Below are 26,258 nucleotides of genomic sequence, written 5' to 3' on the forward strand. Positions count from 1 at the left end.
TATCATATCCTTTTCTTTATTTCAACGTTCCATAAAATGGTTATCTAATAATAAAAACCAACGAATAGATTCGGAACGATAGTTACAATAATATCCATATACGGTTCCGATGAGGTGTGAGCAATGGTCTTCTCCAGCTTAGTCTTCTTGTTTGCCTTTTTACCATTAGCACTGATTTGCTACTACTTCTCACCCCCAAGGCTTAAGAACCCTGTACTTCTTCTGTTCTCGTTAGTTTTTTACGCATGGGGCGAGCCGCTTTGGATCATCGTTCTCTTGCTTAATGTGCTCCTTGGATGGTGCGGAGGTCTGCTCCTGGATAAGCAAGGCGGCGGTCACTCAGCTAAGAGGAAGGCCATTCTTGCCATCTCCATCCTGTTCCAAGTGGCGCTGCTGTTCCACTTCAAGTATGTGCCCTTCCTTTTGGAATCGTTGGCTGCACTGACCTCGATAAGAATACCTTATGAGGATCCGGGACTCCCAATCGGCATTTCCTTTTTCACGTTTCATCTCATATCGTATCTTGTGGATGTATACCGCGGTGAAGCGCCGGCGCTGCGCTCCTATGCCAAGCTTCTCCTCTATATCGCCATGTTTCCGCAGCTTGTGGCTGGCCCCATCATTCGTTATGCCGACGTGCAGCAGCAACTATCCCGGCGCACCGTCACGTTAGAGGAGTTCAGCTATGGTATCAGCCGCTTCGCGGTCGGTTTGGGGAAGAAGGTCATTCTCGCAAATGCGTTGGGGGAGCTGTCGCCTCTGTTTTTGGACGGCAATCTTCAGCAGCTTTCGCTCGCAGGGGCGTGGTTCGGTATTGTGCTGTTTGCTTTGCATATTTATTTTGACTTCTCGGGATACTCGGACATGGCGATCGGTCTAGGTCGAATGTTTGGCTTCAAATTTAAGGAGAATTTCGATTACCCCTACATCTCTAGGAGCGCTACGGAGTTTTGGCGACGCTGGAACATCTCCGTTGGACGTTTCTTCCGAGATTATGTCTACATCCCAATGGGAGGCAACCGGCGCAGACCGTGGCTGAACCTGTTTGTCGTGTGGTTTGCGACGGGCTTATGGCATGGAGCAAGCTGGAATTTCGTGCTTTGGGGATTATACTTCGGAGTCTTGATTGCACTGGAAAAAAGCATTCTCCTACGGTTCCTCACAGCAATGCCCAGGTGGGTATCGCACTTGTATTTTATCGCAATCGTACTGATCGGTTGGGTGTTCTTCTATTTCGAATCCATGACACGGGGCGTGTATTATTTGCGAGTTATGTTTGGATTGACGGCAGCACCGTGGATCGATGAAGAGCTGCTGATTCATGTTCAGAATAACGCCGTTTTGCTGATCCTGGCTCTTATTGGATCTACCCCGCTGCCAGCTGTGCTGCATGATACCCTAACCTCGGGGAACAGGCCGCCTCCGCTTGTTCAAGGGGTATATCGGCATGCGCTGGTTCCCGCGGTATGCTTTACCTTATTGGCGCTATCCGCATTGCTATTGGTTGGCCGGAGCTACGTACCGTTTTTCTATTTCCGATTCTAGGCGTAAGGGGAGGTTCACAAAAGATGCGCACCGGTTCGATTCTGCAAATTTGTTTGTTCCTCGCCTTCCTGGCGGTCGGAGCTTCACTGTCTGTACCCTTCGGGAGAAGCGCAACCCTCTCAGAGATGGAAAATCGCGCCTTAACCGTTTTTCCTGAACTAACGGCACAAACACTATGGTCCGGAGCGTATTTCCGTCAGCTGGAAAACTTTATTGCCGATCATGTCGCCTTCCGGGATAGGCTCGTAGATGTCAGCAAACTCGTCCTATCCTGGCGCGGCTTCGTAGGCCGGGAGCAGACGTCGATCATAAGCTCACAGGCAAATAATACGTCGGAAACTGCTGTTAAACCGGAGCTGAAGCACACAGTCGAACCGGGTGTGACACTGCCGCCTGCTATTCTACCGGCAGAGACGGAAGCGGAGCCTGAGGTTAAGGGACATGTACTGGGCAAGGTGCTCATCACGGGAGACCGGGCTATGAACCTGTTTACCTATGATTCGGAGGCGGGACGGGCCTATGCCGATGTGATGAACCGGTCGAAAGAAGTGCTTGGAGTCCCTGTGACCGTGCTGTTAGCACCGACGGCGGTGGAGTTCCTTACGTCAGCTAAACTTAAGAAGCTCTCCTCCTCCCAGCGGGAAGCTGTAGAGGCTGTGTATTCACGCCTCCACCCGTCCATAGCAAGGGTTGATGCGATAACTGCGCTTCAGCCGTACGCCCGTGAAGAATTGTATTTTCGCACGGATCATCATTGGACAGCAACGGGTGCTTACTATGCCTATTCAGCCTACATGAAACTCCGAAACGAAACGCCTTTGCCTCTAAGCAGCTATCGGGTGGAGAAGATATCAGGCTTTCTGGGGTCGCTCCATGCTGCCACGAAGAATCGGCAGCTGGGAGACAATCCGGATACCATCACGGTTTACCATCCACCGGTGCAGACGGAATACACCGTTCATTATACCGGGCCATTGACCCTGCCTCTCCTGGATATGGGCCATGCGACACGCAAAAACAAATACCGGATCTTCCTTAGCGGGGACCGCCCCTGGGGTGTGATCCGAACCGATGCGGAGCGCACGAAAAGGCTCCTAGTGGTGAAGGACTCTTACGGGAATGCCTTTATCCCCTTCCTTACGGCACATTATAAGGAAATTTATGTGGTCGATCCGCGGCAGTTTGATCGGAAGTTATCCGAATTTCTTCGGGAACATCCCGTGGATGAGCTGCTGTTTTTGAACAACGCAGAGGTTACTATGGACGGGGGATTCGCTGAGCAGCTGAAGAGACTGGTTGAGTAACATATTGTTGACTAACTTAAGGGATAAGACTAGGAAAAAGGCTTCCATGCATTGAAGATAAGCGTATGAGCGTATCTTCAACGTAGGAAGCCTTAGGTTTTGTAGAAGCTGTCGATTGAGGACTATACGGCAAACCCTTTTAGAGAATCGTTCAGCTTGGCGGACAGCGCTTCAAGCGCCTTCGTCGTTTCCACCAAGCGGTTGCTGGAATGATATTGCCGGTCCACCAGTCCTGCGACGCCTTCCGTTGAAGCAGTGAATTGCTCCGATAAAGCGCTGACCTGCAGCAGCATTTCATTTAATTCTTGACCGGCCTCCACCGATATTTGCAGAGAACCCCAGACCTCATGAAAGCGCTCGGCGAATTGCTGCATGGAAAGCATCACCTTCTGGAAGATCTCCTGAGAATTGTCGGATGCATTCAGCTGTCGTCTGAAGATCGGCATCGACTCCGAGACCAGCTCACTGGTCTCTTCCATATAGCTATGGATCCGCTCGATGATTTGCCCGGCTGATTCGATGGAGTTATGCGATTGTACGGCCAAATTCCGGATCTCCCCCGCGATGACCATGAAGCCTTTGCCCGTTTTTCCCGAAGAGGCAGCGACAATACCCGCGTTCAACGATAATATATTAATCCGCTTCGAAATGCTCTGCAGAAAATCCATGACGACGGAGATAGACTGTGTGCTTTCCCTCAGCCGTTCCATCTTTTGATTCAAGTCGGTAATTTTGGCTTCGACGATCTGGCTTTGCTCCGAAAGCACCTGCATCGAGGAAAGTCCTTCGTGACTTGCAGCTTCCATCTGCTCCGAAGCCTGCATCATATGCGTGTTTTTCTCTATGACGTCATTCAAACACTGATGCAGCTTTCCAATCAGCACACCGCTTTTTTCGGCGTCGCTTGCCAGATTACTTGCGCCGATTGAAATCTCGTTCATAGTGGAGGCGATTTCTCTTGACGCCGACTCGTTCGATTCAACCAGTCCGCGAATTTCTTCCGTGGAGTGGAGCAAAAGATTGGCGGACTGGCTTGTGCTGCCTACAATCCCGTTAATCCGATCCATCATACTATCAAAGCTTGTCCCAACAGAGCCGATCTCGTCGGAACGGCGAAATTGCAGTCGAACGCCCAGATCGCCTTGCTCGGCAAGCTGCATCTTGCGCTGTGCGATAATCATCGGCTTCCCGAACGTAAGGTAACCCCACCAGCCGAGAAGGCAAGCCGCAATTACGGAGCCGCCGAGCAAGTAATAGAATCGCTCCAGAATCTTCTGGGCATCCTCCAGTAATTTGGTTTCCGGTATGGCGCCAATCAGCGTCCAGGGTTGATTGCGCAGCGTAGTGCCGGCCAACAAGTATTTGTTTCCCTGGGCATCGGTATAATCTGCGATCCGGGTGTCCTGATTGGGGGAATGCTTCACGGCGGCCGGATCCCCGAATTCCGCCTGAGGGCGGTTTGTGAAATAAGTTGTTCCGTCTTGTCCTATCAAATGAATCTCCCCGATGCCGCCGAAGGTGATCGGGCTCAGCATTTTTTCGAAATAGGATAGCTTGAATTCCGTGACGATGACGTCGGCCCACACGAGGTCCTCTGGACTCCAAAAGGCTCTTGCCATGGCGAATACCGTTTCGGGAGCCTCGAACAAAAATGAGCCCTTCTGCGGTTTGGAGAAAACGACTTTGCCTTTAGCGGCGACGGCTTCCTGAACTAGAGGCAGCTGGTAAGGATTCGCTTTTGCCTTGTACGCTGTAATACTGCTGATTTGAATCTGATCATCTCCGTTGTGGCGAATCATCGAGGAGGAGAACACCATATCCGAATTCGTCATGACGGAGCTTTGCATGTACTCCCGAAACGCCTTGTCCGCTTCTGTTCTCAGCTTGTTCAGCTCGGTTGACTTCTTTAACAGCTCTGTTTGTTCCGATTCGAGCCGGGTTAGCGCAATCGGCTTCGGCGTGTTCGGCTTCAGCTCCGAGTTCACTTTTTCAATCTCGGCTTTTATGGCGGCGAGACGCTGCAGCGTTCTCTCGTATTCCGCCAATTCAACCGGGCTGTCAGGAAGCAGCTTGCGGCGCTTTTCCGTCAAAGCTTGATTGTTTACTGCGAAGATGACGGTGTTGTTGAACACACCCTCCATTTGCCTCTCCCAAAGATCGACCTGCTTCGCGGCGTCGCGGGTTACTTGGTCGGCGTTGTTCCCGACCTTTTCTTTCAAGGCTTGCGCAGAGATGCTGTATACCAGCCAACCGGATAAAGCAAAGCTCGCTACTATACTAACGAGAAAAGCAAGAAACAATTTAAATCCGATCGAACGAAGCCGCACCCTCGAGGTCTGTGCCTTCCGAATCCAACGGAGCATCGAACTAACCCCCTTATTTTATTTTGAAAGCCATTATGCAAAGATGCTTGAGATTGTTAAATAAAGCGCTTTCTTTTTAAATATAACCTAACCTATGTGAAGATAGTGTGAATATTTTTCGTGTAAATCCGTCAAAAAATGGGCGTTACCAAAAATTACAAAGTAAAAATATATTTTAAAATCGACAAAAACCGACATTATTTTGTTACATTTAAGAAGGTAGAAATAGATTACATAAGCTAGCTAGCTTTATGACAACCGGAGGTGTGTGCGTGGTTAGATTTAAGGGTCGTGTATTGAAAGTTTTGTTGACGACAACGGTGGTTCTGCAGATTACAAATGTTCTAATCACAGACGGGACGCATAGTGTTCACGCGGAGGGGCCGGCGGATCCAGCACCGGTCGTTAATCCGGTCGGAATGCCGAACGGAAAGAAGGTGTTGTTTGACAACACCCATGGCCAAACCGCAGGTGCAGCGGACTGGGTCATCGACGGTGGATTTTCCGATTTTGCCAATGGGCTTGCTGGAAGAGGCTATTCCGTAAAGGAATTACGCAAGACAACGCCGATTACACTCGCTGACCTCCTAGATTATGATGCGTTTGTGATCGGTGAAGCTAATATTCCGTACAAAGCATCGGAACAAGAGGCAATGGTCCAGTATGTCCAAGGTGGCGGCAGTATTTTCTTTATCGCCGACCACTACAACGCAGACCGCAACAAAAACAGGTGGGATGCTTCGGAAGTGATGAATGGGTACCGCCGCGGCGCGTGGGACAATCCGGCAAAGGGCATGACTGCCGAGGAGGCCGCCTCTTCCGCAATGCAGGGGGTGCAGAGCTCGGACTGGTTATCCGATCATTTCGGCGTACGCTTTCGTTATAATGCACTTGCCGATATTACTACCGGTCAAATCATTGTCCCTCCGGATCAGTCCTTCGGGATAACACAAGGCGTGAGCAATGTCGCGATGCACGCTGGCTCAACGCTTGCCATTACAGATCCTACCAGGGCAAAGGGCCTCATCTACTTGCCGCAAACGAACGCAAAATGGGTTAATGCCGTGGACCAAGGCGTATACAATGGCGGCGGCATGGCAGAGGGTCCTTACTCCGCGATTGCCAAGGCAGGTGCGGGAAAGGCAGCGTTCATCGGCGATTCCTCCCCTGTGGAAGATGAAACGCCTAAATATTTACGGGAAGAGACAGGTACTTCTAAAACTACCTATGCAGGGTGGAAAGAAGAGCAGGATTCCACTTATCTCCTCAATTTGATCGACTGGTTAACGACGGATGAGCCGAACATCACAAGTTTGGATCAATACCCTGGACTTGAGCTTGATCAGCCGACCCCATTACTGCCTTTCGAGAATCCACCCGATTCTACGGAGCCGCAGGCAGAACCGTGGGCAGCACCCGCTGCAGGCTATAAATGGTATGACCCGTCTACGTTCAAATCGGGTTCTTACGGTTCTGCTGTTGCTGTGACGAATCCGACTTTCTCGTTTGTATCGCAGTCGCCGATGCCAAGCAATGAGCAGGCGTTCCCGGTACGTGTTGTTATCGACAATATGGCTCCGGGCGCTACCTTATCGAACCTCAACGTTGGGGCTTATAATCCAAGCGGCGGAGCGCAGCTCGGTATGATCAGCCTTGACGGCGGTGCAACCTGGCCGACAAGCCCAGGCTATAGTGCTTCATTTGCCGTTACTGCTAACGCTAAGGGGCATGCCGTTAGAGAGGTACTGATAAAGCTTAAAGGCACCCCTGCCTCCGCTAACTTCCGGATCAGGCAGGGCTCAAACGCTTTACTGACAAAGACGGTGCCGGCCGACGCCACTGCACAGCCGCAGGAGCTTCCACCGGATATCCCGCCGGTCAGCACGATCGTTATGGCAAGAAGTAAAGCGAGCGGTACGACCGTCAGCATCGAAGGGATAGTGACTACGCAGCCTGGAGCATTCGGTGACCAGTCGTTCTACCTGCAGGATTCTACAGGAGGAATATATGTTCCCCAAAATACGACGGGTTATAACATTGGTGACAAGGTGCTGGTCAGCGGAGATTTGACTTTGTTTAACGGCGAACTGGGGCTTGCAAGCATCCACCACTTGGCAAAGACCGGAACCGATGCCATTCCTGTACCCGAGACGGTTACTTCCCTGCACGCCTATAACCAAGGGCAATTGGTATCGCTGGATCAAGTTGTCATCCAAACTTTGAGCGACGCAGCACCCGCCGGTTCTTTTGAATTTGATGCTGTCGCGGCAGACAGCACAACAACACGAGTACGAGTTGATGTACGAACGGGCCTTTCGAAGGATATTTTTCTACAATCGTATGGACTTGGGGATAAGGTAACAATCTCCGGCGTTGCTTCTGTCGATAATAGCACGTTCCAGCTGAAACCCCGAGGACTAAGCGACTTCGTGCAGATCTTGCCTGCAAGCCCCTCGGTCGGCGGAACGGGCAATTCGTCGGGAAGCGGAAATGCGCCGGCCAGCACTGTAACCGGTCTAACCATTTCGACCCTAGAGGGACCTGTATATGCAGGGAACTCCAAACAGCTCTACGCGAATGCCCAACTATCGTCGGGTTCATCAATGGATATAACTTCGTCGGCAGTATGGGAATCCAGTTTACCCGGAGTGGCCACTGTGTCCGGAACAGGTATTGTTTCCGCACTCAATGCAGGGACAACTGTGATAACCGCCACATATGAGGGGCATTCGTATCCTTATTCATTACAAGTTCTGCCTGCATTAGGGACGAATCCAAATCCATCGCCGACAGTCACGCTCGCAGGTCTTAACGCAACGCCGGCAACTTTTACACAAGCAGCAGGGTATCCTTCAGGCAGTACGGTCATCCGGGCAGTCTATCATGACAACTCGACTGCAGTGATTTCCAACCAGGATGTTATTTGGAGCTCCCAGAACGCGAATATCGCTTCCGCTAGCGAAACCGGCATGATTTCTTTCAACTCCGTAGGGTCTACCGTGATTACAGCTACTTACGGCGGACAGCAGGTGTTTATCTCTGTAACAGTACTTCCCGCGGAAATCTCGCCTACGGTATTTGTTCCGGAGGAATCGTCGTCCACATCCCAGGATGCATTAACCCCGGCTCCAGTACGGACCGCACCTGTATTACCCGCAGCTCCGGCAGTTCCGCCAGGTCCTGGGGCATCTATAAATGCTGGTGCACCAGATAAGGCACAGGCCGGTACTCCGATATTCCGAAATGAGATTACCGTGACAGAGAAAGTAGTCCATTCCATTAGGACCAATGTAGCCGAATCGTCCACGGAGGAGAAATCCATACCGGCGGATACGGCAGGGCATTGGGCTGAAAAGACGGTTGGCATTTTCGTAAAGCTGCATATTATCGAGGGCTATGAGGATGGGACAGCCAAACCGGATGCGACGATTACCCGTGCAGAATTTGCTCAGATTATTTCGCGCGTATTCGATGTCAACAGCTCCGCTCGCCCAGTAGTCATGAATGATCTAAGCGGTCATTGGGCCAAGAACGCCATCGAGAAGCTGGCTCAGTCGGGTGTTCTTAGCGGTTATGGCGACGGTACCTTCCGTCCGGACAAGGCCATTACCCGAGAGGAAATGATAATAATTCTCTCCCGTTTAGTCAACTTGAGCGTCGTACAGAAGGACGAGAGCAAGGGCTTCTTCAAGGATCTTCAGGAGTCTTATGCGGAAGAGGAAATTAAGAACGCGGCTGAAGCAGGCATCATCAACGGGAAGCGTGAGGACACGTTCGACCCTAAGAGCGCATCCACACGCGCAGAAGCACTTCAAGTGATTCTTAACACGCTTAACTTGAATCCTGAAGTGAAGACGCTTCTCGACACGATGAAATAAGCGCTGGAGGTGCGACGGGGCTGATAACCCCATCTCCTCTCACAGAAGTGAACATTTTGCCCTTTCGCTTCCCTATGGAAGTCGGAAGGGCTATGTTTGCGTCCGGGAATTTACGTCCGTTTCATTTATCATGTTCGGTTCAAACCCTTTTGCGGCTTCCACAAGATTTCCCTCTGTATTTAAAACAAAGCTGGTTGGCTGCAACCCAAAGCTATCTACGTCACCTACCGCTGCCTTCCCCGTTTCGGGATTGTTATCTTTCGCCATTTGTCAAATCTCCCTTCTTGATTTTTCCCTAATGGATAGAATCCCCAATCATCGGATCTAATTATGTAATTCCTCCTCAATACAACAGATACGTTTTGTATCCATAACATTACGTCAATTCCTGTCGGCCCGTGTTCCCCTCTTTCCATAAGCACGCTAGTGCAAAACAGCCTGCCTCTCTAAGAGGTAGACGTTCGCGGAGTCAGGACACCTTCGGGGCTGCAAGCCAGATGCTTACGCCGGCTTCGATCCAGCAGCGGGTATTTGAAAAGCAGCCCCTCGTACACCGGCTGAAGCTCGGGATGCTCCCAGAAGTCTTTTGGCGTAATCAGTCCGGCAGGACGATCCCATAAGCCAACTCCCGACTGCTGCAGCACCTGCGCCACAAATTGCGAGCAGAAGTACGCATGCCGCGGCGCCAGCTCAATCTGCAGTAGCACACCTAGTAATCCGATCAGATTGTACCGATACCGGTCTTGATTTTTCCGAAAGATGTGAAGGAGCCGTTGGATGTTGTCTCGTTGTCTTTCTGTGATAGAGAGTCGCAAAAGTGCACATCGGGTATTGGGAAAATGAGCATAAGTTCCTTCAGTAACGGTCTCTCGGATGAAACCGCCTGACCAAGGATTGGTCGGGTGTTTACGCCCGAAGCTGTAAAGCTCCTCCAGCTCAGCATCCAAAGCAAGCGAAGCGTGCGTGTAGGGAGACGCCGTGCAGGCTTGAATCATTTTTGCAAATCTCGTCCCCGTCGCCGTCAGCAGAATATAAACCTCACTCATTTTTCATCCCCCCTTTCGTGCTGCATCCTCTTGCCTGAAGGAATCGGTGTTAACGCTCCGGCACTGCGCATCTACTTCTCACCGTTCAAACCAACTGTCACCATTGTAGGTTCCATTTCTTAACAGAATGGTAGGGGAAATCTTAATAAGTTATTAAATTAGACTCCGGCTGCAATATTCATATCAACACTACAAAAAAACAAGGGCAGGTCCTGTTTTGGACTCTGCCCTTGCTCTTTCATAATAAACCGATGATCTGCAGCACAGTAAGAATAACCTCAATTACAATGAGAGTCACTATAACCCATTCCACGAACAGTCCGCGGATCGAATGACTGATATTCGAGAACCCCTCCAAGATGTGATAAAGAGTATCCGTCTTGTTCTTGAGAATTTTATATCGATCGTTTAATTCGAAAAATTCCAGCATTTTGTCATAAAGCTCATTAGCCGAGCTGTTAGTCCACGTGATCTCCGGCTTATCCAAAATCATAATATAGGCAAGTGTATTATATTCATGGCGTACAATTCTTGCCGTCATCCTCGCCAGCTCCTTGTTGCCAATGCCCAGCTTCCCCCTCTCCAATCTATCGATCATCGTTTCGAGGTTATCCTGGATATTGCTTAGCTGCTCCTCCGTCTTTTCCAGTGCAACGGATTTGGCCAATACGGTAGAGATCAGCTCGGGATAAAAGCTTTCATATTCAGGAACCGCCACGAATTCATCCGTCATTTCAATGGTATCGGCTACCTCCAGATGCAGCCGGTAATCGTCCGTATAATGAAATACGGATTGGAAGTCGATGTCATTTTCAAACGTATGTATAAACTTTAAAAAGCTCGTTATTTCTTTATCACCGGTATGGTTGATGAAGACAATACTGCCGAAGGAAAACACAAGCACTTGCTGCGTCGGCCCTATTGAATAATTCATAATGGACCCAAGGAGCTCCCCTTTTAGCACTAGTGGCTGCTCCCATGTATATCTTTTGGGAATCCCGCAGTGGATTGCGATTTTATTCAGGTCAATTTCATTCGTAATCGCTATTGCTTTAAAGGTAATATCTTTCATTCTCACGACTCCGTTCGGTCAGGCTTCTACTTCATTGTTAGTATTACCATGACCTGCCAGTTCGCAAACCATCAAGTTAGCTTTCATGGCTTCGGACCATGAATTGCTTTAGGAGAGCCTGGATTTGTTCCATGACCATTCGTTCTGAATCCGTTTTAACAAAAAAGCAGTGCCGGCTCCAGTCAAGAAGAAGAGCGGCCCCCCTTATATCTCCATTCTTTGCTTGCTCTACAGCGGCCAGTACCTCCGTTTCGCTTGGTACTCTTTGATGTTTGCGGTAAAAGCCAACCATTTGGGATACGGAATGATAATTGTACTTCATTGTCATAATGAGATCACCAGGACTCATTCTAGCACTTTATTGCCATAAGAGCCTTGTCTAATATATTCCATCAGATGATTATGCCCTGCCGAGGCCGTATAACAGACGAAATCGGATACATAATATAATCCATGAAAAGAAAATATTGCACACTTATTACAGTCACGTCGCTTAGTCTCTTGTTCTTCGTTAGCCAGTCCGCAGCGGCCATTGCACCTGTAAGCCCGAGAGCGGAGGCTCCCCCTGCCACAAAGTGGTCTTATGAGGGGGTAACGGGGCCTGCGCATTGGGGAAAATTAGACCCGGCCTTTGCCGTATGCGCTAACGGTAAAGAGCAATCTCCCATTTCCGTTGATCCGCAAAAAGTAACCAAACTAAAAAACAAGGAGAGCATCCAGTATCATTATCAACGCACTTTGTTTACTGTAATGAATAACGGTCATACCATTCAGGCAAACGACCCGTCCGGCTCTAACTCGATTGTCCTGGAAGGGAAGCCTTATAAGCTGCTGCAAATGCATTTTCATAAGCCTTCTGAGCACGAAATAAACCGTAAACCGTATATGATGGAAGGCCACTTGGTTCATCAAAACGCAGAAGGAAAGCTTGCGGTGGTGGGTTTTCTGATTGAGGCAGGGAAAACAAACGAAGAGCTAGCGGAAATGTGGAATAAACTGCCGAAGCAGCAAACGGAATCCGATATCAAACTCGAACGAGAAATCGATTTGAGCCGCCTGCTGCCTGAAGATCGGACGAGCTATCTATATAACGGATCCTTGACCACTCCTCCTTGTACGGAGGGGGTGAGCTGGATCTTATTAAAGCAGCCGATTCAAATGTCAAAAGAACAAATTGAGGCCTTCGGTGCGATTTTCCCGGACAATCATAGACCCGTCCAGCCTTTGAATCAAAGAAAAGTGATAGAGAACGAAGCAAATCGGAAGTGAAAAGATAACTGTAAAAGCCGGCCGTGATGGCCGGCTTCCTTTTTGAACTATGGTTCCCCCGTTTAGGGCACAAGTATGGTTCCCTGAATATATGGCAAGACTTCAAGGTAAAACCCTTAAAGGATATGACACCATGTATTTACTCATTGTCGTGTTGGTTTATTGCCTATTCGCCAAGATATTCATTGATTGGAAACGATGGAGGGAGTTCTACCCTACCATTCAGTTTTATATCATTTGCAACCTGCTGTATAACCTCATCTTCTATCAGCATACGCTGTGGGCTTATAAGGCGGTCACCGTCAGGTGGTTAAATCATACGCTCATTGATATCGCATTTTCATTCTTCATTGTCCCGGTTGTTCTCATGATCTACCTTCAGTATTATCCCAAAGGAAGTAAACAATTTTTTTATGTATCGATGTGGGTAGCCTATTTCACCTTTTTAGAATATCTCTTTTATCTTAAGGGACTTTTTATCTTTGCTAATGGCTGGAATATCGGTTGGTCTGCCGTATTTAATATCATAACCTTCAGCATCATCCGCATTCATCATCGGAACACGCTTCACGGCTTGATCATATCCGTTCCGATCGTTGTTATCCTTTTATTTCTGTTCCACCCAGCCATACACGAATTAAAATAAAAGGGAGTGAAGCCGGCGAATGGAGATATTGTCCACTCCATTGTTCTTTATTCTCTTGTTAAGCACCTATCTGGCGATGGGCTTTTACCTATGGAGTCGGAGAAAGTAAAGTGTAGATCTAAGTATGTTACGCATGCGGGGAACCTGACGGGACAAAGAACGGCGGAACCCGAATCCAACCTCGTTTACGCATCACTTGCTTTAATTTCCCGGAGAAACTAATCTTCTCGGTCTGGAACTCGAGAAACATGACACCTACATCCGTACGAATCGATTGAGTGACGATTGTGGCGGCTTGCATGATCAGGCTTGCGATTTTCAATGATAACTCGTTAGCAATGACATCATCCGTTAATTTGGCGCCAAGCGGCACATCACGCGGTTCTGAATGAGGCAAATCTTCAGGCGAGGGAGGCAAGGATATCCCTTCCTTCAGCAAAAATTTATGGAGCCGTTCTCTCTGACTGTTTCCAAGCTGCAAATCTTCTTCAAGCAAAGACTTTAATTCACGGTCTGTGGTAGTGTTGATACCGTATTGTACGGAAGTTTTGGCTAGTTCAAGTCCTGCCAGATAAATCCAAGACCCCATCACTTCCCCGGCATGAAGCGGCTGGTCATCTTTTTCAGCTACCATTGCTTTTATAGTATCGATTGTTGTTTCAAGGATATTTGTCAATTGGTTAGCCTCCCTAGATTGGTAATTCATTAATATTGTTTTGCGTCGTGCGCTTTGCTATTCAATTATTTTACACCGAAACCGAGCAGGGAATGTACGGCTGACAAATACCCTTAAAAAACAACCTATGGAATAAATCAAAGGGCACGCTTAGCGCTGCCTTCATTCCTCATCCTCTCACAAATACCTGGAGATATACCGTACCATTTCCGCAGGGAATCTGTTTAAATCCGTAATATTCAAAAATCGTCCGTCCCCGTATATACTGCCGATGATCTCCTTGTCTTGACCTATGGCAGCAGCCACAAAACGTACACCTTTTCGTTCAAATTCCGCCATAGTTTGCTTCATGTCTTGAGCAGCAGCCTCCCCGGTATAGGACTCCATGGCTTTCGGTTGACCATCACTGATACTGATGAGCAGCTTTGTCTGTCCTTCGGCTCCCGCCAATCTGTCAGCCATGATCCGAAGTGCCATTCCGTCCCGATTGTTGTTTCTGGCACTTATCCCCATTAACCGATACCGATCCCGGCGATCCGGTTTCGCAAAATCCGCATAGGAAAAGATCGACATCTGCTCCAGCCGAGATACATCCGCTGTATCACCGGAAATAAGAACCGGAATATCACATAACATGCAAAACTCATAAATTGCGATTGCAGCTCGCTTCGCAGCTTCCAGCCTCCCCGCAGCTATCATAGATTTGGATTCATCGACTCGAACACCCACAACCAAAGAGGGAGAGTCCGACGGCGGAAGCTTCCTGGAAAAATATCTGAAGTCCAAATAGCCCAGACTTTCGGCTCTAAATTGATTGCCATAATAGTGACGGCCTGCAAAGTCCGTAGAGATTTCATGCTCAATGAGCGGTATGGTTTTACGGGCGATTTCTCTTATCACAGGTAGAAGATTCTTGCTCATGCTTTCATACTCTTTTTGATTTTCCGGCGTATAATCCGGACGGTGAACGATAAGCTTTACGTTGTTATGAATCGAATGAGCGACAATTTCTCTTGCTTCCTTGTTCAACTGCTTACGGAATGCCTTTTCATTCTGCTTGTTTTGGGCCTCTTTGTTTTGTTCAGTAGACACAGCGAACGAAACATGGTCGCCAAACTCACTTCGTATCCCCTCTTCAGACTTATCAAAATGGATACTTTGGTTGCTGGAGTTCTCGTCACTCTCGGTAGACTTTACTAGCGCGATCCCCTCCACGTTGTCATCCGTTTGCGCCTCTTTATATTCAAGCTCTTCCGAAGTGGTTACATCCACCGTCCCGAGAATTCGTTTTTTTTTAATCCAGCGTCCAGTTCATCCAGTTTTGTCATCAGTCCGCGAGATTGAATGGCTTCTTCCAACATCTTGATTTCTTCCGGATCAGTAGTGATTTTGTAGATTACTTTATGATACAGAGAGTCTTTCACGGAAATCCCTGCAGAGACGGCATCCGTCCAGTAGAAAAAGGACCGCATCCCCGCCACACCTTTGATCGCATTGGCTTTGGCTGTCTGATCCAGAACGATGATGGTGTCGGCCAATATTCCCAAAACGGTCTGATCCTGAAATCCCACCTTCGCGATCGCACGTTCGATCATGACCTCCTTGGTCGGCATATCCATCTTTTCTGTGTGTTGGATTCGGTCACGCAATGCTTCATTTAAGGGTCTGGTTCCTGAATAATTGCGATTTGTCGTAACCACGACAACGAAATCGGGATGTCTGCGGATGATTTCCGTGGGAAGGTTGATACTGCCGTCAGGTTCCAGTGCGGAGTTAAGAGCCATAAGAACAGCTGCATCGCGGATGACGGTCGGCTCCTGGATTTCTAACAGGTACCCGTTCTGATAGGCTCTTACAATTTCGGACGGATAGAAACGATACTCCACCGGAGATGGTTCCGATTCATCTGACGCTTCATTATTATCCGATGTGATGACCGGAAGAATTGCACCTATCACATCAGATTTGTCCATATCGGCAAAGCAAGTTACTTTCGTATACGGCAATCCGAACTCTGCCGATAACGCCTTCGCCAATTGTGTTTTCCCTGATCCTGCATCTCCTTCCAGCAAAATAGTTGAGATTTTCATCTCCTCTTTGCTCCAATTCCGTTTCACCTCTTTGCAAATTCGCTTCTCTGCAGCACTAACTTTATGAGAAGAAGGCTTTTTCCACACTAGAGCTTGTTCCGTCTCTGACAATTGTCTACCCGGAGATAAAAGATAGGGTTTGTTCTCATTCACAGTGCTCACCGCCTTCCCCTTATTATTTAATATCCCAGTTCCTTCAAAATCCCGGACAGCGTACGCAATCTCTCACCGATCATTTCTCCGTCATCGCTTAAAGCCTGGTGAAACAACCGAATATCCTCGCGAATCTTTTCATTTTCTGTACAAATCGATACGTTCATGGCTCCCCCTTGAATACCAATGCGATCAATGGCAGGCTTCTCAGGATTGTAAAGATGCTCATAAATATACGCTTCCTGAAAGTATTCCAAAGATCTGCAAATCAGTATGGATAGATCAAGAACACGGTGGAGTGGCATTTCCTCAGATTGTTCAGACCACTTCTGGTCGGTACATCTCCAGATCCTCGCAGATAGTTCAGCCTTTCCTCTGCCGTTCCCCGTTGTTAAACCTAAGGAAAGACCTTTCGCATCGGAGTGACCTGTATGACGTCCGTCGATCTCATGATAGTTATCCGTAATAACAACGGACTTATGGTTGTGTAATGATTGTATCTTCATCGTTTCCCCTCCGTGAATGTCCAAAGATTATAAAACAAAATCTTTCTCAATAGACATTATATATTTTTGTTTGTTTATTAGCAATCATATATTTATTTTGTTTGTTTTAAGATAGAAATTGGTATCATAAGAAAAAAGAAAAAGCCTCCCGCAGCTACGCAATTCGTTGCTGTGGGAAGCTAAAGTCCATATTTACCTATAGATAATTGGAGGCGATCCATTATCTCAGCGACTGAAAATACTGTCCAATCGTGTGAAACCCATCCTTATAGCGCTCCTGATATGTCGGCTGGCTCCAGGTTTTCCATGGAATGGTCCAGGGAGCACGGTTCCCTTGCTCCGGCAGACTGCCGAGCAACGCCCCGTCCCGATCCAGGGCCAATATAGATACCGCTATGCCCTCCGACCGCACTGTCCGAAGCATGTCCCTCCCCAGGCTGACGTTAAAGCTGCGCGGGTCGTCGATGACCGTGCCTTGGGTCGGATCCGATACAAGCAGGCGGCCCCATGGAATTCGGACCGATACGCGGTTTCCTTCCGAGTGCCAATGATTGGCCGAGTTCGTAAGCGGTCCGAACTTCAGCTTGCTCGACTCCTCGTACTGCGCCTCGATGCGGCTTCCGTCCTGTCTCACGCGCTTCTTCTGAATCTCCGTTCGCATGACCTCGAAGTGTCCTTCTTCTGCCGCCTGAGAAGCATAACGTCCTGCCGTCATGTTGTAGGAAGGTATGACCTGAAGCATCCCTGTATCTGTGCCGCTCAGCACCAACTGAAACTCCATGCCCGATGGAGCCGTCTCCGGCCGGGTCGGCGCATATTTGTGCTCGCCGCGAACGCGGTCATACGTATCCAGTCCGATGCGCAGCTCATGCTTCGCCGGGTCGAACGGCTCCTGCAGCTTCAGGTCTATATAAAGATACGAGGCGTCAGATCGAAGCTCCGCTCGCTGCACTATTCCTTGCTTAGCTTCCGCAATAGCGCCGGGAACGGTTGGCTTCACCGATTCCATAGCTACCAGCCCGTAATTTTGCTCCGGGTCGATCGCGTTATGCCACAGCACGTGCCGATCGTACGGGATCATATAGGGTTCGGTTACCCATGTTTTCTTTGCCCACTCGTCAAGCCACTCAAAAACTACACCCCCAGCATAGCCTTCCCGCCGGATCGCCTTCAGCATGCGAACGATGCCTTGCCCCTGCTGCTCCTCGGTCATACCGCCATGATTATAGCCGTCAGGGTTGGAATGTGCATTGCCCATGCCGGTAGCAAGCCCGAATTCCGCCACAAGCGCCGGATATTCTTGGTGCATGCGCATGAATTCCTGCAAGTAGCCGCCGTAGCGAAGCCGTCCCTCTTCGTCGTGATAAGCATCGTACGCGACTTCATTGTTCATGAAATCCGGATAATTCGGATAGATGTGATAGGCTCCGAACAGCCCGGCCTTCATCTTCGGTCCATGCTTCAAATGCCGGATATCGACCGTCGCACTGTCGTTGAACTCCTGCGACTTCATCCCCTGCTCGTTCCACTCCGACGTATGCTCGATAGGATCCAATGTCGGCCAATTCACGACGGCTACAGGGTGCTGCCAGCCATACTTCTTCTCCTCGTAAGTGAGCGCATAATCTGCGCTGGCGGCTAGCCATGCTTCCGTCGGACTCGCTCCTGAGGTCGTCAAGTAATCCCCCTGGAAAGAATATCCCGGATTGAGTTTATCCGTCGCCTTCACTTCCTCCGGCTCAAGCTCGCGCCCCACCAGATAGCCCAGCACATATGACGAGACATCGCTCCGATATTCGCCGTAGGCTCGACCTTGCCGCGGCGGGATGGAAGCTTGTCCGTGTATGGCATCGATAACACGCTCCATCTCTAACCGATACTCCGTCATATAGGCAGTCGACAAATAGTTATGATTCTCCGGGTTCTCTTCCGGCCAAATTTCCTGCAACAGCCAGATCTTCCGCTCCGGATGCAGCCCGTTATAGCGTTCCAACGCTCGATAGAACGGCGGAGGCAGCAGCGTATAGACGCGAATGGAGTTAGCATTTAGCTCCCCCATACCCTCCAGCCACCGGTAATACGTCGCTTCATCCTGCGGGAACTCCGTAAACCACTTACCCGGCAGCGCTGCTCCCAGATTAACACCCTTCACGAACATGTCGGACCATGTATCTCCAGTGAACGTCTGAAGCATACGTCCCTGTGTCCGCGAAACGAGCTTGGCGCCCTGCGATACATCCGGAGCAGAAGCGGCTGCCGGATTATGGCTTGACTTGCGCTGCTCCGCGTCGGCGAGGATACCGTCCATGAGTCCCACATAGCTGTGCCAGAAGAAGGAATTTTCGTTGCCCAGCGTATCGCGTGTAAACCAGCGCTTCAGCTTGGAGAGTCCCGCATAGTGATAATAGTTCGGGACAGCCGAATGGTCGGCATAATCGCCTGCAAAATAATACGTCGCATTCGCTCCGAACGCACTGCGCACGACGGCTGGAAACCTTAGCGGAATACCCTGTTCAGCCAGCTTCCTTGCGCCAGCCTCAGTCGCATCAAGCGAGTACTCCGCCAACACCTTGCCGCCGCTCATGGGCTCAGTGATATCGAACCAGTAATTGTAGTAGTGAGAACCGGAAAGGCCGGTCAGCTTGCTGCCTTCTTCTGTCCACACATACCGGCTCCCCGCCGCGCCGATGTCCTTGCCCATCTCCAGCACCACAATATCGTCCTGTTCCCCTACGAAGAGAAAGCCGGGACCTTCAAAGCCCCACTTCCCTCCATGTTTACGTTCATACGAGGCTATCGCCCAATTCGGCACCTCACCGCCCGGCTTCAGGTCGGGAATGTAACGGCCCATCCAACCGCTCCAGCGGACGCGCAGCAGCTCGTACAATTGCTCCCGTTCCGGATCCGTCGTCGGACTGCCGAATGCATTGAATTCGGCTATGAAGGAAACCGGCTTCTTAGAGGACAGAAAGGCTCGGAACGCGGCCACATCCTCCTTCGTGACCCCGCCGTATAAGCTCTTGGAGCGGTTGCCGTCCGGATGGTGCCCAAAGAACTCCTCTTCATAGACGCCATAGGCATCCGTCATATAGAGAAGATCCGTTGACGCCAGACCTTGAGCGTCGGGTAAGGGTCGAACCTCATATTGCCTGTCCGCTTGCGGATGGAAACCGTAATAGTCCTGTTCGTAGTTGAACTTGCCCCCCTCCGCTTTGGTAAGCTTCCGATGGTTCAACAGCCACATCAATCCCTTATGCTCCCTATAAGATGTGTCAGGGACCGTCTTATCATATATCGTCACCACCAGTGACCTCTCCTCTTGGATCATCCAAACGATCCAAGGCAGCGCGATCAGCAGCAGCAAGCTTACCGCCGCCCATAACGGGCGCGGGAGCCCTTTTCTTCTCAAAAGCGCGCCTCCTTCTTGCAGTTATTGTGTTTGTAAGCTTTGGAGCCTCGATTCATTATCCGGGCGGTGCTGTGCTCTTGCGCGAATCCATTACGCCGGCCTTGCGCGCCATATCCCCCCAGCCGTGCTTCTTGCCTCTGATTGCTTCGAAAAGTCCGATTAACCGCCACCAGGTCATGATCGGGCGGTACCAGAACGTCTCGGACGCCGAATAGAGAAACAAGCGGATCAAGTGCGAGGGCAGCGGATATTTGCGCATGCTCCACTCCTCAAGCAGCACCGCGCCCATGGAGAGGAAGGAGCCGTAAATGAGCAGCGCGACGAACAGAAGCGCGGCCATCGGATAATACACGTCACCGAGAATCACATTGATCACTACGTTGATATACCCTAGCAACTCCACGAGCGGCCCAAGCAGCTCTACGAACAAATAGTAGGGCATCGCCACCAGACCGATGCGGCCGTATCTTGGATTCAGCAGCATTTTTTTATGCCGCCAGATGCTCTCGAACAGCCCCCGGTGCCATCGGGTACGCTGCCGCTTGAGCACGGCCATCGACTCCGGTGCTTCCGTCCAGCAGACCGTATCCGGGATGTAGACGATCTTGGCGTTGCTCTTTCTCTCGCGGATCAGGCGGTGAAGCCGGACGATCAGCTCCATATCTTCGCCTACCGTACCGACCTCATAACCCCCTGCAGCGATTACCCAATCCTTGCGGAACACGCCGAACGCGCCGGATACGATCAACAGCACATTGTATTTGCCCAGAGCAATGCGCCCCATGAGGAAGCCGCGCAAATATTCGATCACTTGCATAATCACAAGCTTGTTGCGAGACAATCCGATCCGGTCTGCGGCCAAATGCCCGCTGACGATCTCGCTGCCGTTGGCAATACCGACGCTGCCGCCGGTGCAGATGACCTCTTCCCCCGGACGCGCCTCCATAATGGGCCGGACTACCTTCAAGAAAGCATCCTGCTCCAGCACCGTATCGCCATCCAGTGAAACGAAATAGGGATACTTGGACAAATTGATGCCTGCATTGAGCGCATCCGACTTGCCGCCATTCTCTTTGTCGATCAGGAACAGGTTCATGTGCATGCGAGAACGGTAAACCCGCCGGATGGGCTTGACCTCCTTGCGCAGTCCGCTCCAGACGATCTTGCCCTTCATTTCTACCATATCGAATTCCGCTACGACCCTCTCGACGGTGCTGTCCTTCGAGCCGTCATTGACTACAATAATTTCGTACTCCCGATAGTTGATGCTGAGCAACGAGCGAATACTGGAGACAATGCCCACTTCCTCGTTATACGCAGGCACGATTATGGATAGCGGCGGCGTAAAGGCGGAATTCAGCGCATCCTCGTAGACAGCGGCGCCAAGTCCTCTCTCCGCGCGAATCTGTTTGGCCGATGCGAAGAAAAGCAGCATATAGAAGACGGATACGCAGATGACATAAACCATCAAGAGCACATTCAATCCATCCAACAGCGAGTAAAGCCACTCTGCATTGCCTAAATTCATTCCATCGCCACCAGCCTTTCCACAGCCATTTCCCTTGCATAGCGGTCCGGGTGCTGCTCCGCAATTCGCTGGAGCGTCTCGGGGCCATATTTAAATCTCGAGATCGATTTGGCGGTTTCGATTCGCACCAGATAATGGCTGTCACCGATCCAGTGCTCCAGGTAGGGGAGGAAGCGGTCATCCCTCAGGCTGCCCATGAGCCGAATCGTCATCAGTCGTTCAAACCAAGCGGCAGGCGAGCTTTCGTCAAGGCGAACGGCCAAGGCCTCTAACGCTTCATCACTCATCCAGCCGAAGTTCGCAATTCCCTTTAAAGCGCGGATGCGCTGTTCCCCATCCTCTGAGATCAGCATGCGTTCGAACAGCGAGAGCACACTCTCCGTCCTGGCGTTGCGGATGCGCAGTACATCCAGCAGATGTCCCTGCAGCCGTGAAGGTAACGAATCATACCTCTCCGCGAGATGAAGCAGCGCGGATTCCGACAAGACCAGCAGCATCTGGCGAATGACAAATACGGGAAGCTCCCGCCTGTCATCCGTTAGCCAAGCCATTGCCTCCTCCCGCTGAAAAGCGGCTATAACCCGGCAAATCATGAACCACTCCTGCTCGTGCAGCTTCTTGTTCTCCGACAGCTCCAGCAGAAGCGGCGCGACCTCCGTCATCTTAAATCTTACTATGGAGTACATGGCATTCATTCGTACGGAGCGTTTCTTGCTCCTCAGCTTCCGGCGAAGCCTTTCCGTTAAATACGTATGAGCATATTCGAGAATATAACCGTGTTCGGTTTGGGAACGGGTCAGCTTCTGCCGATGGAGCAGATAGCGCTCGTAGATATCGTACTGCAGCTCAGTCCGCGGAACGGCCCGCCTGGAAATATCGCCGGCCACCAAATACCGGTCCATTGCGGACCCTTCCGCGGCGATCTCCTCGAGCTCTCGCTTCTGAAGCGCGTCCTGTCGCAGCGTATATAGCTTCACGACGAGCAAATACAAGAATAATAAGATCAGCAGCGTAACGATGCCAAGCGTGGCATAGAGGGTGTAGCGTAACACTTCCTGGACGTCCGTCATTTCACAATCCCCCGAATAAAGCGACGGATGCGCGCTTCCAGCTCCGGCAGGCTGAACGGCTTGGTCAAATAGTCGTCCGTGCCTTCCTCGAGCGCGGTGACGACATCCTGATCGGCGTCGACCCCCGTGAGCATCAGGATTTTGTATCGGCGTCTGTCATAATGCGCCCGAAGCCGTCGCAGCACCTCCATGCCGTTCATCTTCGGCATCAGCTTATCCAGAACAATCAGGTAGCTGCCAGGCTGGTTATGCCATGGATCCTCGAAGAACAGCTCGCCGTCGGCATACACTCGCAGATCGATCTGTACGTCGGCCCCACCGATATCCCTAAGCTGGCGGGCCAGCAGCTTGCATAGCAGCGGGTCATCGTCGATGATAGCCAGCTTTATCGCCGTCTGCTTCACGGCTACCGCCTGCTGCGTCTCGAAGCTCCGAACCGTATTGCCGCCCTCTCGCTTCGCCTGCTGCAGCGCCGCTTTCGCCCTCTCGAGCCAAACCTCCGGCGCCTCCCCAGAGGGGCGTATCTCCGCCACGCCTACCGACAAGGTGCGCGAGAATGTCCCTTTCGATGTCTGAAGCCGACTTTGCGCCATGCGGTTGACCAACGCCTCCGCCAATTGCTTACCTCGCTCTTCGCCTGAGAACCCCGTCAGTATGTAGAACCTGTCGCCATAGTCGCGGAAAAGGACGCTGCCGCTCCCGCCAATCTCCTCGGCCAACTGAACGAACTGGTTCAGCAGCCGGTTGCCGTGCATGTGTCCGTAGGTGTCGTTTACATCGGCGAAGCCGTCGACGTCCGCGCAGAGCAGGGCAAACGGCTGCCCGCCGCTCGCTTCCGCAGTTACCCTGCGCTGCATTTCCATAGGATAAAAACCAAGCGTATAGGCTCCGGTCAGAGGATCCCGTAGCAGCAACTGCTTCAGCTGCTGGCGTCTAACCAGCAATCGCCGCAGACGAGGCACGAGTTCCTCCAAATCGACAGGCTTCGGGCAGAAGGCGTCGCCGCCGCCTTCATAGCATCGAATGCGCGTCGCCTTATCGTTCTTGCCGCTCATCATGACGATCGGGACGAAGCTCACAAGCGCCTGCTCGCGGATCGTATCCATGATCTCGAAGCCGCTGGTATCCCCCAGTACCGCATCCAGCATGACGCAGTCCGGCCGCATCTCGAAGAACAGACGAATAGCCTGCTCGCCATCGGTTGCGGTCACAACCATCCAGCCCTCCGCCTCCAGCGCATCCTTGATCAGCTGCAGCAGTGCCGCATCGTCATCTATTAATAAAATAACGTGTTCCTTTTCCCTGACGGCTTCCCGCACCACGTCGGAAGCTTTTGCGGCAGGAAGCACGGCGATCCCGGCCTCCTCTGCCGGATACCCACCCGCTTTGGTTTCGTCAGCCAATGAGAGCAGCCCGCGAAGATACGCCCCAAGCTCCTCCTGCGGCCACTGTCGATCGCTCTCCTCCTCAAGCTGCTGCAGCAGCTCGCCCGCAACCTCGGAGAATCGAGGCAGCCCTATCGTACCTGCCGTTCCGCGTACGGAGTGCAGGAGGCGGTAAACCTCGCGGTGCGGTATAGTTGCAGCACGCTGCCCCGCTTGCAGCCAGGCGGTCGTCGTTTGTTCCAGCTGTTGTAAGAACATGAGCTGATACTTATTGAGCAAACGGAAGCACACTCATTTCTACTTGTAGATTAGAATGATTTCATTATACTAGCAAACCCGACGGATGAATATATGCCGCTGGGACGAGTCGAAATTTGGCACAATTTGTCTGAATCTCCATGGGTGAAATCCCTTCTATAAATCCTGGGAAAGTCGAATCATATCTCTACAGCGTATCCCGTTCTCATAGATTTCCTCCGGATAATGTCTGGTGAAGAAATCCATATCAATCCCAACTATTCTGAAACCGCACTTTTGATAAAGGGCTAATTGTCCTAAGCTCGAATTTCCGGTGCCAACCTCTATTGTTTTAAAGCCCTTCGAAGCAGCTGTTTGAATGGCATGCTGGACCAGCTGCTTCCCAACACCTCTGCCATGCATTGGCTCCGTAACGGCAATGTTAACCAGTTCAACCGTTGCAGGTCTTGTAGATAAGAGCACGTAGGTTCCAATCATTTGATTGTCAGCTTCGGCTATATAACAATCCCCTCTTTCTACATAGTCCTCGATAAGCTCTTGCGAAGGGTCTGCTAATAGCAATAGTTCCATCGGATAGTTTTCATTACGCTCTAGTTTTCTGATTTTCATTTATTTATCACCTTTACAAATATTGTCATCAACGCTCTGAATGCTAAAGAATTTCGGCCTTACTGTCAATCACCGTAAAGAAAGGCAACCGACACAAATTTTTAACGTAATAGGGTTGCTTATTTTCACGATAACACAAATAATAGGATTCATGCTGTCAGACGCGAGTAGGAAAAAGAATCATTCCGGCATCATGAAATCGTTGAAAGGAACAGACATCCAATGGAATTACTACAACCAGGAATTAGGGAAAAGGCTGCCCGCAGCTCGTCTTCCCTCGCTTTATTGTCTTTAACTGCCGGCGCATTTGCGATCGGCATGACCGAATTTGTTATTATGGGCCTGCTGCCCAATGTCGCCGAGGATCTGCACGTGAGCATTTCGGCCGCAGGCCAGCTTATCACGATGTATGCGCTGGCTGTTGCCGTCGGCGCTCCTTTATTGACCATGCTCACGCACAAAATCCCGCAAAAAAAACTGCTCTGTTTGCTTATGGGTTTATTCATTCTCGGAAACGTCATATCGGTGATCGCCCCGAATTATGCAGTCTTACTACTCGCCCGGATGATCACTGCCCTGACGCACGGGACGTTCTTCGGTGTCGGGGCCGTCATTGCATCCAGCCTCGTCTCTCCCGAGAAACGGGCCGGCGCCGTGTCCATGATGATGGCCGGCCTCACCATCGCGAATATTATCGGCGTTCCTCTCGGCACCTACATCGGTCAGCATTGGGGTTGGCGCGCCTCCTTCGGCTCCATTGCCCTAATGGGAGCCGTAACGCTGATTGGCATCCTGGCCTTTATCCCGCGGCTCAAGCAGGATCCGCCCTCAAGCGCATTGCAGCAGTTGGCGGCACTGCTTAACCGAAAGCTGCTCGTTTTCCTGCTCATCGCGGTACTGGGCAACGCCGGTCTTTTTTCGGTGTTTACCTACATTACGCCATTGCTTGTTCAAATTACAGGGTTTGCCGAGCATAGCGTCACCTGGATCCTGATTCTGTTCGGCTGCGGAGTAACTGCCGGCAATATCATCGGCGGAAGGCTGGCGGATTGGAAGCTTATGCCTTCCATACTTGGTATTTATTTTACCATTTGCGTCATTCTGACGATATTTACCTTTACCGTACATCATCCGATCGCCGCTATCGTTACGATCTTCCTTTGGGGGGCTGCTTCCTTCGCGGTATTCCCGGGGATGCAGGTGCGAATTATGAGTTTGGCTCGGTCAGCGCCAGCGCTGGCATCCACCACAAGCCACTCGGCGGGCAATTTAGGCAACGCGACGGGCGCTTTTATCGGTGGCATGGTCATCCTTCATATGCCGATGACCTCGCTCCCTTGGGTCGGCGCCATGCTGGTTGGACTTGCCTTGCTGCTTGGCATCGCTTGCTATATATCGGATCGTAAAGCTTCCACTTAAAATCAAAGGAGCTGCCTCAAGTCGTTCAATTG

20 protein-coding genes are annotated in these 26,258 nt (G+C 50.8%); 6 read left to right on the forward strand and 14 right to left on the reverse strand.

The window, feature by feature from the left end:
• Nucleotides 1-285: 285 nt before the first annotated feature.
• Both RAC89_RS25605 and RAC89_RS25610 read left to right on the forward strand, forming a co-directional pair.
• Nucleotides 286-1,545 carry an MBOAT family O-acyltransferase gene (locus tag RAC89_RS25605; RefSeq protein WP_306617790.1) on the forward strand — a complete coding sequence of 420 codons (1,260 nt, stop codon included), beginning with the start codon at nt 286-288 and terminating at the stop codon, nt 1,543-1,545.
• A 23-nt stretch (nt 1,546-1,568) separates the two neighbouring features.
• The gene (locus tag RAC89_RS25610; RefSeq protein WP_306616568.1) at nt 1,569-2,849 is read left to right on the forward strand and encodes a DHHW family protein; all 1,281 of its coding nucleotides are present in this window, start codon (nt 1,569-1,571) and stop codon (nt 2,847-2,849) included.
• A gap of 122 nt (nt 2,850-2,971) precedes the next feature.
• On the opposite strand, the gene RAC89_RS25615 is transcribed toward RAC89_RS25610, so the two are convergent.
• Nucleotides 2,972-5,212 (reverse strand): methyl-accepting chemotaxis protein, encoded by a 2,241-nt coding sequence (locus RAC89_RS25615; RefSeq protein WP_306616569.1) that lies wholly within the window; start codon nt 5,210-5,212, stop codon nt 2,972-2,974.
• Between the two features lie 272 nt (nt 5,213-5,484).
• Between RAC89_RS25615 and RAC89_RS25620 the strand changes: the two genes are divergently transcribed.
• The gene (locus RAC89_RS25620; protein WP_306616570.1) at nt 5,485-9,090 is read left to right on the forward strand and encodes an S-layer homology domain-containing protein; all 3,606 of its coding nucleotides are present in this window, start codon (nt 5,485-5,487) and stop codon (nt 9,088-9,090) included.
• A 90-nt stretch (nt 9,091-9,180) separates the two neighbouring features.
• Here RAC89_RS25620 and RAC89_RS25625 read toward each other — a convergent pair whose 3' ends face one another.
• From RAC89_RS25625 to RAC89_RS25640, 4 genes are all read right to left on the reverse strand, one after another.
• Complete coding sequence (locus RAC89_RS25625; RefSeq protein ID WP_306616571.1) at nt 9,181-9,357, reverse strand: hypothetical protein; 177 nt, start codon at nt 9,355-9,357, stop codon at nt 9,181-9,183.
• Between the two features lie 179 nt (nt 9,358-9,536).
• A complete protein-coding gene (locus tag RAC89_RS25630) occupies nt 9,537-10,136 on the reverse strand; it encodes a hypothetical protein (RefSeq protein ID WP_306616572.1) in 600 nt (199 codons plus the stop codon).
• A 238-nt stretch (nt 10,137-10,374) separates the two neighbouring features.
• Entirely contained in the window at nt 10,375-11,208 is an 834-nt protein-coding gene (locus RAC89_RS25635) for an RMD1 family protein (protein ID WP_306616573.1), read from the reverse strand.
• 76 nt (nt 11,209-11,284) lie between these two features.
• Entirely contained in the window at nt 11,285-11,557 is a 273-nt protein-coding gene (locus tag RAC89_RS25640) for a hypothetical protein (RefSeq protein ID WP_306616574.1), read from the reverse strand.
• A gap of 104 nt (nt 11,558-11,661) precedes the next feature.
• Here RAC89_RS25640 and RAC89_RS25645 point away from each other — a divergent pair, with 104 nt between their 5' ends.
• Both RAC89_RS25645 and RAC89_RS25650 read left to right on the forward strand, forming a co-directional pair.
• On the forward strand, nt 11,662-12,477 hold the full coding sequence (locus RAC89_RS25645) for a carbonic anhydrase (RefSeq protein WP_306616575.1): 816 nt from the start codon (nt 11,662-11,664) through the stop codon (nt 12,475-12,477).
• Nucleotides 12,478-12,610: 133 nt separating this feature from the next.
• A complete protein-coding gene (locus tag RAC89_RS25650; protein WP_306616576.1) occupies nt 12,611-13,123 on the forward strand; it encodes a CBO0543 family protein in 513 nt (170 codons plus the stop codon).
• A gap of 127 nt (nt 13,124-13,250) precedes the next feature.
• Here RAC89_RS25650 and RAC89_RS25655 read toward each other — a convergent pair whose 3' ends face one another.
• The 9 genes from RAC89_RS25655 to RAC89_RS25695 form a co-directional block, all read right to left on the reverse strand.
• On the reverse strand, nt 13,251-13,799 hold the full coding sequence (locus tag RAC89_RS25655) for a DUF3231 family protein (protein WP_306616577.1): 549 nt from the start codon (nt 13,797-13,799) through the stop codon (nt 13,251-13,253).
• A 177-nt stretch (nt 13,800-13,976) separates the two neighbouring features.
• Nucleotides 13,977-15,071 carry a vWA domain-containing protein gene (locus RAC89_RS25660; protein ID WP_306616578.1) on the reverse strand — a complete coding sequence of 365 codons (1,095 nt, stop codon included), beginning with the start codon at nt 15,069-15,071 and terminating at the stop codon, nt 13,977-13,979.
• A complete protein-coding gene (locus RAC89_RS25665) occupies nt 15,062-16,042 on the reverse strand; it encodes an AAA family ATPase (RefSeq protein WP_306616580.1) in 981 nt (326 codons plus the stop codon). Before RAC89_RS25665 ends, RAC89_RS25660 begins: the two co-directional genes overlap by 10 nt.
• A 26-nt stretch (nt 16,043-16,068) precedes the next feature.
• Nucleotides 16,069-16,548, reverse strand: coding sequence for a DUF6530 family protein (locus tag RAC89_RS25670; RefSeq protein ID WP_306616581.1), 480 nt, complete (start codon nt 16,546-16,548; stop codon nt 16,069-16,071).
• 220 nt (nt 16,549-16,768) lie between these two features.
• Complete coding sequence (locus tag RAC89_RS25675) at nt 16,769-19,957, reverse strand: hypothetical protein (RefSeq protein ID WP_306616582.1); 3,189 nt, start codon at nt 19,955-19,957, stop codon at nt 16,769-16,771.
• Nucleotides 19,958-20,012: 55 nt separating this feature from the next.
• Nucleotides 20,013-21,485: a glycosyltransferase family 2 protein gene (locus RAC89_RS25680; protein WP_306616583.1), complete on the reverse strand. Its 1,473-nt coding sequence runs from the start codon at nt 21,483-21,485 to the stop codon at nt 20,013-20,015.
• Nucleotides 21,482-22,555, reverse strand: a complete 1,074-nt coding sequence (locus RAC89_RS25685; RefSeq protein ID WP_306616584.1) for a HEAT repeat domain-containing protein — start codon at nt 22,553-22,555, stop codon at nt 21,482-21,484. Before RAC89_RS25685 ends, RAC89_RS25680 begins: the two co-directional genes overlap by 4 nt.
• Nucleotides 22,552-24,198: a response regulator gene (locus RAC89_RS25690; protein WP_306616585.1), complete on the reverse strand. Its 1,647-nt coding sequence runs from the start codon at nt 24,196-24,198 to the stop codon at nt 22,552-22,554. Before RAC89_RS25690 ends, RAC89_RS25685 begins: the two co-directional genes overlap by 4 nt.
• 156 nt (nt 24,199-24,354) lie before the next feature.
• Nucleotides 24,355-24,807: a GNAT family N-acetyltransferase gene (locus RAC89_RS25695; protein WP_306616586.1), complete on the reverse strand. Its 453-nt coding sequence runs from the start codon at nt 24,805-24,807 to the stop codon at nt 24,355-24,357.
• A gap of 222 nt (nt 24,808-25,029) precedes the next feature.
• Between RAC89_RS25695 and RAC89_RS25700 the strand changes: the two genes are divergently transcribed.
• Entirely contained in the window at nt 25,030-26,226 is a 1,197-nt protein-coding gene (locus tag RAC89_RS25700; protein ID WP_306616587.1) for an MFS transporter, read from the forward strand.
• Nucleotides 26,227-26,258: the final 32 nt, after the last annotated feature.

The organism is Paenibacillus sp. GD4, from assembly GCF_030846225.1.
Lineage (GTDB): Bacteria > Bacillota > Bacilli > Paenibacillales > NBRC-103111 > Paenibacillus_G > Paenibacillus_G silviterrae.